The organism is Tsuneonella amylolytica (genome assembly GCF_003626915.1).
In the GTDB taxonomy this organism is placed as follows: Bacteria; Pseudomonadota; Alphaproteobacteria; order Sphingomonadales; family Sphingomonadaceae; genus Tsuneonella; species Tsuneonella amylolytica.
Window position 1 is genome coordinate 1 of the sequence record NZ_CP032570.1, and the last position, 12,173, is coordinate 12,173.

Consider the following 12,173-nt stretch of genomic DNA (forward strand, 5'->3'; position numbering starts at 1 on the left):
GCCACCTGTCCTACGGGAATTTCGGCTAGCGCCGAACGGCGGTATTGTCACCTACGGTGACGTCTCCGGAGCCTTCCGGCCCCTCCGACTCCAAGACCGCTGCCTTAAACCACTCGGCCACCTGTCCGGTGAAAAGCGCGGCTAGCGCGGCGAAATGCGGCTGTCACGCGGTCAATGGTGTTTGATCGTTCAGGATCGCTATGCGACTAGGGGACATGCGGTTCAAATTACTTGCCTTCCTCGCTCTCGTCTTCGCCATGCCGGTTTCGGCGCAGGACATGTCGTTCGACGCCTACCTGCAAATCCTGATTGCCCGTGCCCGTGCCGAAGGGGTGAGCGAGCCGACGATCCGGCGGATGACCTACGATCTCACGCCCAATCCTCGGGTGATCCAGCTCGACCGGGGGCAGCCCGGCACGCCTTCGTCGAGCGGCAGTTTCCCGCGTCTGCAAAGCTATCTCGACACGCACGTCGATGCGGCGCGGATCGGGGGCGGGCGGCGCAACTACCAGGCGCTCGGTCCGCTCGCCCAGCAGCTGGAGGCGCGCTACGGTGTCCCCGCCAAGATGATGATCGCGATTTGGGGGCACGAGACCAACTACGGCAGTTATACCGGCGATTTCGATCTCGCCCGCAGCCTCGCGACGCTGGCGTGGGAGGGGCGCCGACGCGACCTGTTCGCGACCGAGTTCGTCGATCTTCTCAAGATCGCCGACACCGGGGTCGACCGCTCCACGCTGAAGGGCAGCTGGGCAGGTGCATTCGGCTATCCGCAGTTCCTGCCCAGCATCTATCTGCGGCTGGCTCAGGACGGCGATGGCGACGGTCGCAAGAACATCTGGAACAGCCGGTCCGACACCCTCGCCTCGATCGCCAATTACTTCCGCGATGCGGGCTGGCGGCGCGGGCAGCCGTGGGGCGTGCAGGCGTATGTCCCGGCTGGGCTCGACTGGGCATCGCTGCGCTCGCCGATGAATTCGCCGGTGTGCGGCCGGGTGCATGATCGGCACAGCAAGTGGAAGAGCGTCGCGGAATGGCGGCGCATGGGCGTGACGCCGCAGGCCCCACTCGCCGACGACGTCGTCGCCTCGCTGTTCCAGCCCGACGGTCCTGGAACGAGGGCGTGGCTCTTAACCACAAACTATCGGGTCATCCTCGAATACAACTGCTCGAATTACTACGCGATGAGCGTGGGATTGCTTGCAGATGAGATTGCCCGTTGATGCCCGTAGCAGGATCGTAGTCCTCGGACTGCGCGCCGGTCGCGTGGCGCCGGAGCCGATCGCGACGCCGAAATCGCTTGTCGCCGTCTTACTGCGCAAGCTGCCCGCCGAAGGGGCGGCCAGCCTCGTCGCCCCCGCGCCGGTCCGCACGGCTGCAACGGCCTGCGAAAAACTGCGCGAGGTTGCGCCGGTCGCCAGCGCAACGCCAGTGGTCGTGCCGGCATCCGCGAAAATGGAAACCGCGCCGGGCACGGTTATTGCCTATCCCCTGCCGTCCCTTACCTCGCCTCCGACCGCGCCGGTCGCCATTGCCGCACCGACGCCTGCGCCATTCACGATCCCTCCGCGCATGCCGGTGGCCGCTACGCCAGCGACCCCTGCCAGGCAGCCGGGCGTGTCAGCGCCCCCGACCCCGAAGGACGCGTTCGTCGTTCAAGCCTGCACGTTTTCGGTTCGGGCCAATGCACAGAAGGTCGCCGATGCGCATGGCGGCCATGTCTCTGCTGCCGGAAAGTTTTACCGCGTCCTGACGGGGCCTTTCGCAAGCCGGGGACAGGCCGAGGCTGCGCTCGCCAAGGTGCGGGCCGCCGGTTATAGCGACGCGCGAGTCTATACCGCAGGTTGAACCGCCGGCCTCCCGCCCGGTGGTGGGAGTGCAATTGGCCTTTCGTTTCCGATCCATTATTACAGCCACCGCGCTGCTCGTCGCTACCGGCGCGGCGAGCGTCGATCGGGTCCTGCCTCCGCAACCCCGGTTCGCTCCACCGCCGCCCGAGATACCGATTGCGTTGATGGTCGATCTGTCGTCGGGACAAACGCTCTATGCACGCGAGCCCGACCGACGCTTCATGCCGGCATCCATCACCAAGGTGATGACGGTCTTCACCGCGTTCGAACTGATCGACGCCGGCAAGATCAAGCCGGACCAGTTGCTCCTTGTCAGCGACAAGGCGTTCGAGGACTGGCACGGGGTCGGCTCGACCATGTTCCTCGCGCATCGGCAGCGGGTCAGCGTCGACGCCCTGCTGCACGGCATCACGACCGTGTCGGCCAACGACGGCGCGGCGGTCCTCGCCGAAGGTCTCGCTGGTTCGGTCCCCAAGTGGATCGACATGATGAACGCCAAGGCGCGCGAGATCGGCATGCGCGACAGCCATTTCGGTACCCCGAACGGATGGATGGACGAAGGCCGGACCTTCGTGACTGCACGCGACCTCGCCACGCTGGCCGATACGATGATCACGCGCCATCCGGCGCTCTACAAGACGTACTTCGGTCACCGAACGTTGAAGTTCAACGGGTTCGAGCAGCGCAATCACGACCCGGTAACCGGCATCGTGGACGGAGCCGACGGGATCAAGACCGGCTTCACCAACCAGGCCGGGAACGGTTTCCTCGGTAGTGCGGAGCGGGACGGGCGGCGGCTGGTAATGGTGGTCGCCGGTGCGCCGGGTGGCCGGCTCTTGCGGCAGTCGGCGCGCGATTTCCTCGAATGGGGTTTTGCGAGTTTCGACGGCCATCGCCTCTTTCCCGCCGGGGCGACTGTAGGCGAGGCACGCGTCCAGGACGGAGCGGCGCGCTCGGTCCCCCTCGTCGCGGCACGCCCGGTGGGATACGATCTCCCCGCCGGTCAGACCGGCAAGGTGACGTTGGCGATCCGTTACGAGGGACCGCTCCGCGCGCCGATTGCCAAGGGAGAGGAAGTCGCGCACCTCGTCATCTCGGTCGACGGCGTGCGTCCGTCGCGCATCCCCCTTGTGGCGGCGGAGGCGGTGCCGGTGGCAAATCCGTTCCAACGGATGGTCAACGGGGTCGCGGGGCTGTTCTGAGGTGGCGGGACGGTTCATCGCGTTCGAGGGCGGGGAGGGGAGCGGCAAGTCCACCCAGGCCCGCATGCTCGCGAGCTGGCTGGAGGAATGCGGCGTGTCTTGCGACCTCACGCGCGAGCCCGGCGGAACCGCGGGAGCCGAAGCGATCCGTGCGCTTCTGCTGGATCCCCCAGGCGAGGGATGGGGGGCGCAGGCCGAGGCGCTGTTGTTCGCCGCGGCCCGGGCCGATCACGTCGCGAGGCTCATTCTACCGGCAATCGAAGCCGGGCGATGGGTGGTGTGCGACCGGTTTCTCGATTCGAGCCGGGCCTATCAGGGCGGGGCAGGGGGCGTCGGCGATGCCGACGTGCGCGCCTTGCATGCGATAGGCAGCAGCGGTCTTCTGCCCGACCTTACCGTCCTTCTCACCGTTTCGCCCGAGGTTGCCGAAGCGCGCACGCACTCGCGTGATGGCGATGTGGTCGATGCCATCGGTGGCCGGCCCGCAGCATACCATGCTGCCGTTGCGGAAGCTTTCGCAACGATGGCCCTTGCAGAGCCGGCCCGGTTCGCGGTGATCGAGGGCGGGGAAGGGCCGGACGCAGTCCACGCTGCGGTGCGTGCTGCGGTCGCTCCCCTGCTCGAAGAGGCTGAATGATCTACGCCGGCCACGACGCCTTGTGGACGCAATGGCGCGAGGGACTGCGCGGCGCGCGGATGCATCACGCGTGGTTGCTCGCCGGCAAGAAGGGGCTGGGCAAGATGGCCTTCGCCATGGCGGCCGCGCGCGAGCTGGTCGCCGTACCCGGCGTTCCTCAACTCGACGGTCAGCACCCCGATGTGCTTGTCCTCACCGCCCTGCCCAAGGACGAGAAAGAGGAGAAGAAGCGCGATGCCGGCGAACCTTACGAGACCAAGCGCAATATCGCGGTTGAGCAGATCCGCGCCGTGCAGCGCCGTCTCACGACGCGGCCGACGCTCGGCTCGCGGCGTGCGGTGATTATAGATCCGGCGGACGATCTCGAGAAGGGTTCGGCGAACGCCCTTCTGAAGAGCCTGGAGGAACCGCCTGCGGGCACGTTATTCCTCCTCGTCGCCCACCGTCCGGCCCGATTGCTGCCTACGATACGTTCGCGTTGCCGGGTTCTGCGCTTTCCCACGCTTCCGGACGAGGAAGTCGACCGGGTGCTTGGACGCGAAGCGCCGGAAGCCGATGCGGCTACCCGCGCCGCAGCGGTTCTGGCGGCGGGCGGCTCCCCGGGCGCAGCGTTGGCGTTCGTGTCGCAGGATCTTGCCAGGCTCGATGCTCTTATGAGGCAGATCGTGCGGGAAGGTGACGCCCATTTCGCCTTGCGCGGACGTCTCGCCGCCGAGATCGGCACGCGTCCGGATCGCGAGCGGATCGCCGCAGTCCTCGATCTCGCGCGCTCGACGCTGGCGGGGATGACAACCGATGCGCCCCGCGAAAGGTTGCCCGCAATCGTCGAGGCGCACGCCGACCTCGTCGCGCTGGCCGGACAGGCGCCGACTTACAATTTCGATCCCGGATTGCTCGTCATGCAGATCGGCGGCTTGCTCGCCTCGGCGGCGGGGGCTAGCAGCCACGCCGATGCCTGACCCCTATTATCTCACCACCGCGATCAGCTATCCCAACGGGCGGCCGCACATCGGCCATGCCTACGAAGCCATCGCTGCGGACGTCATCGCGCGCGCAAAGAAAGCGCAAGGGTACGATGTACGGCTTGTCACTGGAACAGACGAGCATGGCCTGAAGATGGCCCGCACCGCGCGCGACGCGGGAATGGACACGCTGGATTTCGCAAGCGAAATGTCGGGATATTTCCGGCAGATGTGCGATGCGCTTCATATCGACTATACGGCTTTTCGTCGCACCACCGAGCCACAGCATCATTCGGCGAGCGAGACCATCTGGCGCGCCATGGAAGCTGCCGGCGACCTCTACCTCGACCGCTACGAAGGGTGGTACAGCCCCCGCGACGAGGCATTCTACGACGAGAGCGAACTGACCGAAGGGGAGGGCGGCAAGATCTCCCCGCAGGGTACTCCGGTCGAATGGACAGTGGAGGAAAGCTGGTTCTTTCGCCTTTCGAAGTATCGCGACTATCTGATTGAGCTGAACTCAAAACCCGGTTTTCTCGAACCCGAGAGTCGGCGCAACGAAGTGCTCGCATTTTTGAAGAACAATGATCTGCGCGACCTGTCGGTCAGCCGCACCAGTTTCGACTGGGGCGTGCCGGTCCCGGGGAGTGACGGCCACGTCATGTACGTCTGGGTCGACGCGTTGACGACATACCTGACCGGGATCGGATTTCCCGACAGGGAAGGGGAGTTCAACCGTTTCTGGCCGGCGGACCTGCACCTGATTGGCAAGGATATCGTCAGGTTCCATGCGGTCTACTGGCCGGCCTTCCTGAAAAGCGCCGGGTTGCCGCCGCCTAAGGCGATATTCGGCCATGGGTTCCTGCTCCATCGCGGGGAAAAGATGTCGAAATCCACCGGTAACGTGGTCGATCCGCTGGAACTGGCGGAACGGTTCGGGGTCGACCAGCTGCGCTACTTCCTGCTGGCCGAGGTGCCATTCGGCAAGGATGGCAGCTTTTCGGCAGATGCCATCGTGACCCGGTGCAATGCCGAACTGGCAAACAGCTTCGGTAACCTCGCGCAGCGCAGCCTTTCCATGATTTTCAAGAACCTGGGCGGCGAATTGAACAATTTCGATGCAGGGTCCGACGACGCTGCGCTGCTCGATGCCGTTGGCAAAGGCGTGCGCGAGCTGGTCAGCGGCTATGACGCGCTGGATTTCTCGACGGGCATCGAGGCGTGGATGCGGGCGGTGTTCGCCTGTAATGCGTATGTCGATGAGCAGGCGCCCTGGACCCTCCGCAAAACCGATCCGGACCGGATGCGGGTGGTGCTCTTCACCTTGTTCGTGGCGGTGCGGGATCTTGCGATCGCGATCCGACCGGTAGTGCCGACGTCGGCGGACAAGTTGCTCGACCAGATGGGGATTGCGCCCGAAGCACGCGATTTCGCGGCGCTGGGCAACGCAGACTGGTACAACGCGTTGGTAGCCAGCGGCTTCACCTTGTCCCAGCCGGTCGGTGTGTTCCCACGCCTTGAAATGCCTGTCGAGGCATCGGCGTGAGGCTGATCGACAGCCATTGCCATCTTGAATACGAAGGCGTCGTTGACGACCGGGATGGCGTTCTTGCCAGAGCGCGAGCGGCGGGCGTCACCGGCATGCTCAACATCTCCACTCGCCGGCGCGAGTGGGACAAGGTCGTCGGCACGGCGGAAAGCCAGCCCGACGTCTGGGCAAGCGTCGGCATCCATCCCCACGAGGCCGATCAACACGCCGATCTCGGGCGGGAAGAACTGCTTGCGGCCGCGGCCAATGCAAAGGTCATCGGCATCGGCGAAAGCGGGCTCGACTACTACTACGACAAGTCCGACCGCGCCGTTCAGCGCGACCTGTTCCGGATGCATATCGGCGTCGCGCGCGAGACGGGCCTGCCGATCATCATCCACACCCGCGATGCCGAAGCCGACACGTCCGCGATCCTGGCCGACGAAATGGAGAAGGGCGCTTTCCCGGCGTTGATCCACTGTTTCACCGCGTCCAAGGCATTCGCGCGCACCGTCCTCGACCTCGGTCTGACGATTTCCCTGTCTGGCATCGTCACGTTCAAGAACGCCCGGGAACTGCAGGAAATCGCGGCAGGTCTGCCGGCCGATCGCCTGCTAGTGGAAACCGACAGCCCGTTCCTCGCGCCCATCCCGCACCGCGGCCGCCCGTGCGAGCCGGCCTTCGTGCGTGACACGGCGCAGTTCGTCGCCGATCTACGCGGGCAAGCTGTCGAGGAGCTGGCTGAAATAACGACCGACAACTTCTTCGGTCTATTCTCGAAAGCTGCGGCGTGAAGCTGATCATGCTCGGCTCGGGCACCTCGACCGGGGTGCCGCGGATCGGAGAGGACTGGGGCGAGTGCGACCCCGCCGAACCGAAGAACCGGCGCAGCAGAGTGTCGATTGTCGTCGAGAGCAAGGCGGGGCGCCGCATACTCATCGATACGTCGCCGGATCTGCGCAATCAGTTGCTCGCGAACCGGATCGCCAGCGTCGACGCAGTGTTCTGGACGCACGATCACGCCGACCACTGCCATGGCATCGACGACCTCAGGGTCATGCGTTACGACCGCTCGGGACCGCTGCCGGCCTACGCGGTCGGGGAAACCGCTCGAAGGCTTCGGGCACGTTTCGGCTACGTCTTCGCGGGCGAGCATGGCTATCCCACCATCGCCAATCTCAATACGCTGGATACGATCCGCATGTGTGCAGGCTTCGGCGTCAAGCACTGCCAAATGCCGCATGGACCCGCGCAATCGACGGCGTATGTTTTCGATGCGGACGGAAAATCAGTAGGTTACGCAACGGACTTCAGTGAAATCGTTTCGCCGATGCTGGACATTCTGGCGGGTGTCGACCTGCTGGTTGTCGATTGCCTGCGCCGCCGTCCGCATCCGACGCACGCTCATCTAGAAATGGCGCTCGATCTCGCGCGCCGGTGCAAGGCGCACAAAACGGTCCTGACGCATCTCGACAAGTCGATGGATTATGCCGCGCTTTCAGCCGAAGTCCCGGCCGGGGTTCAGGTCGGATACGATGGCCTGGTAGTCGAGCTATGAGCGAGATCGGCATGGTCCAGATCGTCGCGCTGTGCGCTTGGCTCGTTCTTGCCGGCAGCGCGGTTGCGAGCTTCAAATTGGGCTGGAAAGAGAATGTCCGGCTGGCACTGGTATGGGCCGGCATTTTTGTGGCGGTCGCGTTGATGTTTTCGTTGGCTATGGGGTGAAGCGCCTATCCACCCCCAAATTGTCATTTAACATAATATATATTATCATCCTAATATGTCGAACCAGTTACAACGTCTCCTCGTCATTATGGCCACCCTTCGCGATCCGATGCGCGGTTGCGATTGGGATCGCGCGCAGCGGTTCGAGACGATCGTGCCGCACACGATCGAAGAAGCGTACGAGGTCGCCGATGCCGTGGCCCGCGGCGACATCGACGATATCCGCGAGGAACTCGGCGACCTCCTGTTTCAGGTCGTCTTTCAGGCGCGGATCGCCGAGGAATTGGGGTTCTTCGATTTCGACGCCGTGGCGCGATCGATTGCCGACAAGCTAGAGGCGCGCCATCCGCACATCTTCGGCGATGCCCAGGCACCAGCTGACGATCGCGAGGCTCGCTGGGAAGCACTTAAGGCCTCCGAACGTTCGGACAAAGGTGCCACGAGCGCGCTCGACGGGGTCGCCGCCGCGCTGCCGGCGCTGATGCGCGCCGACAAACTCCAGAAACGCGCCGCTCGGGTCGGCTTCGATTGGCCGGATCGCGAGGGACCGGCAGAAAAGCTCGCCGAGGAGATGGCCGAGCTGGCTGCCGCCCCCGCCGACGAACGTGTGGAAGAGGCTGGCGACCTGCTGTTCACCGCCGTCAATGTGGTGCGCGCCTACGGGGTTGCGCCAGAAGATGCCTTGCGCGCCGCCAACGCAAAGTTCGAGCGCCGTTTTCGCGCGATGGAAAAAATGGCCGGCAGCGATTTCGCGGCCCGCTCGCTCAAGGAGCAGGAAGCGTTGTGGCAGGCGGTAAAGGCCGCCGAACGCTCATAGCGTTTCGAACTGGCCGAGTTCCTTGGGGTTCAACCGCACGATAAGCCGCCGAAGCGGTCCATCGCTTCCGGATCCCGCATCGACCTCCTCGAGTACCTCACCGTGGGCATGCAGCCAGGCAATCTGCTTCCCGGCCGCCGCGGGAAGCACGAACTCGCGTACGTGCGCGCCTTGCGTCAGCTGCGCGCCCAGTTCGACCAGCAGGGCATCAACCCCCTCGCCGGTCTCAGCGGAGATGACCGCGACGCTATCATCGTGTGTCGCAGCCTCGCGGATCGCCTCGGCCTCGTCAGGCGGCAGAAGGTCGACCTTGTTCCAGACCTCTAGGATGGGGATGCCCTCCCCCCCTTCCTCGCCGCCGGTGACACCGAGATCGCCGAGCACTTCGAGAACCTGCGTCTTCTGCGCCTGACTCGACGGGTTTGCGATGTCGCGCACGTGGAGGATGATGTCGGCGCCCGTCACTTCCTCCAGCGTCGCCCGGAACGCGGCGACGAGCTGGGTCGGCAGGTCCGAGATGAAACCCACCGTATCGGACAGAATTGCCTTTTCCACGCCCGGCAGCGCGATGGCGCGCATCGTGGGGTCGAGCGTCGCGAAAAGCAGGTCCTCGGCCATGACTTCCGCACCGGTGAGGCGGTTGAACAGGGTGGACTTGCCAGCGTTGGTGTAGCCAACCAGCGCGATTACCGGCCACGGGGCCCTTCCCCGCCGGTCGCGGTGAAGTGCACGAGTGCGCCGCACGCTTTCGAGTTCCTTGCGCAGGCGGCCCATCCGTTGGCGGATCATTCGCCGGTCCGCCTCGATCTGCGTTTCGCCCGGACCGCCAAGGAAGCCGAAGCCGCCGCGTTGCCGCTCGAGGTGTGTCCAACTGCGCACGAGCCGGCTCTGCTGATAATCGAGATGCGCCAGCTCGACTTGCAACCGCCCCTCGGCAGTCGCCGCGCGTTCGCCGAATATCTCCAGGATGAGACCCGTCCGGTCGATGACCTTGCGCTTGAGTTTGTCTTCGAGGTTTCGCTGCTGGATGGGGCTCAGCGCGCCATCGACGACGACGAGTTCCGCCTCGTTCTGCTCGCAGGCGATCGCGATGTTCTCGACCTGCCCCTGCCCGAACAGCGTGCCCGGCCGCACTTCGCGCACCGGTATGACCTGGGCATCTGCGACGACGATACCGATCGCGAGCGCGAGCCCGCACGCCTCCTCCAGCCTCGCCTCGGCTGTGAGGTCGTGGTGGCGGCCGCGGATATCCGGGCACACGACGATGGCCCGCGCGCCGCGCGAGACCTCGCCCATCAGATCGTCGTCGAAGCTCAGTCTGCGTCTTCTTCGAAATCGTCGCTCAAATCGACGTTGGTGGCAGGCTGGATCGTGGACACGGCGTGCTTGTAGGCCAGCTGCACATAGCCGTCGCGTTCGAGCAGCATGCAGAACAGGTCGTATGCTGCGATCCGACCCTGCAACATCACACCGTTCACGAGGAACATGGTGACCTGCACTTCCGCCTCGCGCACGCGGCTGAGGAACACATCCTGCAACAGGCGCTGCTTGGCACCGGACCCCTGGCTGGCGAACTGCTCGGCGTCCACCGGGTTCGACGGCATGATGGTCGACACCGCGTGCTTGTAGACGAGCTGCGACTGGCCGTCGCGGCGCAGCAGGATCGAGAAATTGTCGAACCAGGTGACAATGCCCTGCAGCTTCACGCCCTTGACGAGGAACATCGTCACAGGCGTCTTGTTCTTGCGCAGCAAGTTCAGGAACGCATCCTGAAGGCTCTGCTGACGGCCGCCGCCACCGCCACCCTTGACCGGCGAGGCGGATCGATCGTCATCTGACGATTGCTCTGCGGAGGTCGGGGCGGGTTTGGGGCGCGCACTGAGGGTGCGGGATGTGGACACGTTACGGCTCCTGTTGTTGGCGGCCGCTGGTGCGGTCCGCGATCAGGTGGGAACGGCTTCCGCCAAGATATTCCCACCGGGTATCGCGACCGAATATGGCACGTCCGCCTCGAATCGCAAATGCATCGCGCGCATCGCCGTTCCGCAATGCGGCAAACTATTGCGCTACAACGCCTACTCGTCGTCGCGGCGTTCGCCGAGGCCGAGCAGCTTGAGCTTGCGGTGCAGTGCGCTGCGCTCCATTCCGATGAAGCTCGCGGTCTTGGAGATGTTGCCCGAGAAGCGCCGGATCTGGATCGTGAGATACTCGCGTTCGAAGCTCTCGCGCGCCTCGCGCAGCGGCACGCCCATAAGCGCGGTTGCGCCCCCTCCCCCGCCGCCTTTGCCGCCCGATACCTCGCTCGGCAGCATGTCGGCCTCGACCGCGGACAGCCGTTCGCGGGGGGTCAGAATGATCGTGCGCTCGACCACGTTGCGCAGTTGGCGCACGTTGCCCGGCCAGTCGTAGGCTTGCAGGGCCGCAAGGGTTTCTTCCGTCAAAGTCGGCGGCGCGATGCCCTGTTCGGCGGCATAGCGGGTGAAGAAATGATCGGCGAGCGCGGGGATGTCGTCGCGGCGTTCGGCCAGCGAGGGGATCGTGACCGGCACCACGTTGAGCCGGTAGAATAGATCTTCGCGAAAGCGCTTCTCCTCCATCTCGCGCGCGAGATCACGCGACGACGAAGCGACCACGCGCACGTCCACGCCCAGTTGCCGGGTGCCGCCGACGCGCACGAAGCTCTGTTCGGTGAGGACCCGCAGGATGCGCGCCTGGGTCGACAGCGGCATGTCGGCCACTTCATCGAGATAGAGGGTACCGCCGTCGGCGAGTTCGAGCAGACCGGGGCGCACCAGTTTGCCGTCGGCTTCCTCGCCGAACAGCTCCTGCTCGAAACGTTCGGGCGTGATGCGCGCCGAGTTGACGATGACGAAGGCATTGTCCGCGCGCGGGCTCCAGGCATGGAGCAGTCGGGCCGCGACTTCCTTGCCGGCACCGGCGGGGCCGCTGATGAGCACCCGGCTGCCCGTACCCGCCACGCGTTTCAAAGTGGCGCGGACCGCGTTGATTGCGGCGGAATTGCCGGTGAACTCCTCGCCCTTGCCGAACCCCTCCCGCAAGCGCGTATTCTCGCGCCGCAGCCGCTCGGTCTCCGTGGCGCGCTGGACCAGAAGAAGCAGCTTTTCGGCCTCGAACGGCTTCTCAATGAAGTCCATCGCGCCGCGGCTGACGGCCGAGACGGCGGTATCGATGTTGCCGTGGCCAGAGAAGATGATGACCGGCAGTTCTGGCTCGCGCTTCTTGATCTCGTCGAGAACTTCGAGCCCGTCCATCTGGCTGCCGTGGAGCCAGACGTCGAGCAGCACGAGGCTAGGCCGCCGTTCGTCGACTGCCGCGAGCGCGGTGGTGCTGTCGCCGGCGGTACGGCATTCGTAGCCCTCGTCGCTGAGGACGCCGGCAACCAGCTCGCGGATGTCGCGTTCGTCGTCGACGATCAGGATGTCGAGAGCCAT

General features: G+C 65.0%; 13 protein-coding genes. 10 read left to right on the plus strand and 3 right to left on the minus strand.

Annotation, left to right across the window (positions count from 1 at the left end; all coding sequences use genetic code 11):
* Positions 1-215 precede the first annotated feature (215 nt).
* The 10 genes from D4766_RS00005 (at position 216) to mazG (ending at position 8,721) form a co-directional block, all read left to right on the plus strand.
* The gene (locus D4766_RS00005; protein WP_234024824.1) at positions 216-1,223 is read left to right on the plus strand and encodes a lytic murein transglycosylase; all 1,008 of its coding nucleotides are present in this window, start codon (positions 216-218) and stop codon (positions 1,221-1,223) included.
* Positions 1,207-1,848 carry an SPOR domain-containing protein gene (locus D4766_RS13915; RefSeq protein ID WP_199798091.1) on the plus strand — a complete coding sequence of 214 codons (642 nt, stop codon included), beginning with the start codon at positions 1,207-1,209 and terminating at the stop codon, positions 1,846-1,848. The genes D4766_RS00005 and D4766_RS13915 overlap by 17 nt, the downstream gene beginning before the upstream one ends.
* Before the next feature lie 166 nt (positions 1,849-2,014).
* On the plus strand, positions 2,015-3,052 hold the full coding sequence (locus tag D4766_RS00015) for a D-alanyl-D-alanine carboxypeptidase family protein (RefSeq protein WP_120715586.1): 1,038 nt from the start codon (positions 2,015-2,017) through the stop codon (positions 3,050-3,052).
* 1 nt (position 3,053) lies between these two features.
* Positions 3,054-3,689, plus strand: coding sequence for a dTMP kinase (tmk, locus tag D4766_RS00020; RefSeq protein ID WP_120715587.1), 636 nt, complete (start codon positions 3,054-3,056; stop codon positions 3,687-3,689).
* Positions 3,686-4,648 (plus strand): DNA polymerase III delta subunit-related protein, encoded by a 963-nt coding sequence (locus D4766_RS00025; RefSeq protein ID WP_120715588.1) that lies wholly within the window; start codon positions 3,686-3,688, stop codon positions 4,646-4,648. The genes tmk and D4766_RS00025 overlap by 4 nt, the downstream gene beginning before the upstream one ends.
* Positions 4,641-6,197, plus strand: a complete 1,557-nt coding sequence (gene metG / locus D4766_RS00030) for a methionine--tRNA ligase (protein ID WP_120715589.1) — start codon at positions 4,641-4,643, stop codon at positions 6,195-6,197. The genes D4766_RS00025 and metG overlap by 8 nt, the downstream gene beginning before the upstream one ends.
* Entirely contained in the window at positions 6,194-6,973 is a 780-nt protein-coding gene (locus tag D4766_RS00035; RefSeq protein WP_234024825.1) for a TatD family hydrolase, read from the plus strand. Before metG ends, D4766_RS00035 begins: the two co-directional genes overlap by 4 nt.
* Entirely contained in the window at positions 6,970-7,737 is a 768-nt protein-coding gene (locus D4766_RS00040) for an MBL fold metallo-hydrolase (RefSeq protein ID WP_120715590.1), read from the plus strand. The genes D4766_RS00035 and D4766_RS00040 overlap by 4 nt, the downstream gene beginning before the upstream one ends.
* Complete coding sequence (locus tag D4766_RS13640) at positions 7,734-7,904, plus strand: hypothetical protein (RefSeq protein WP_162935594.1); 171 nt, start codon at positions 7,734-7,736, stop codon at positions 7,902-7,904. The genes D4766_RS00040 and D4766_RS13640 overlap by 4 nt, the downstream gene beginning before the upstream one ends.
* A 55-nt stretch (positions 7,905-7,959) precedes the next feature.
* Positions 7,960-8,721 carry a nucleoside triphosphate pyrophosphohydrolase gene (gene mazG, locus D4766_RS00045; protein WP_120715591.1) on the plus strand — a complete coding sequence of 254 codons (762 nt, stop codon included), beginning with the start codon at positions 7,960-7,962 and terminating at the stop codon, positions 8,719-8,721.
* Here the strand turns inward: mazG and hflX are convergent.
* The 3 genes from hflX to ntrX all read right to left on the minus strand — a co-directional run bounded on the left by hflX (position 8,716) and on the right by ntrX (position 12,173).
* Positions 8,716-10,017 (minus strand): GTPase HflX, encoded by a 1,302-nt coding sequence (hflX, locus tag D4766_RS00050; protein WP_120715592.1) that lies wholly within the window; start codon positions 10,015-10,017, stop codon positions 8,716-8,718. The genes mazG and hflX overlap by 6 nt on opposite strands.
* 17 nt (positions 10,018-10,034) lie before the next feature.
* A complete protein-coding gene (hfq, locus tag D4766_RS00055; protein ID WP_120715593.1) occupies positions 10,035-10,622 on the minus strand; it encodes an RNA chaperone Hfq in 588 nt (195 codons plus the stop codon).
* A 174-nt stretch (positions 10,623-10,796) separates the two neighbouring features.
* Entirely contained in the window at positions 10,797-12,173 is a 1,377-nt protein-coding gene (gene ntrX, locus D4766_RS00060; protein ID WP_120715594.1) for a nitrogen assimilation response regulator NtrX, read from the minus strand.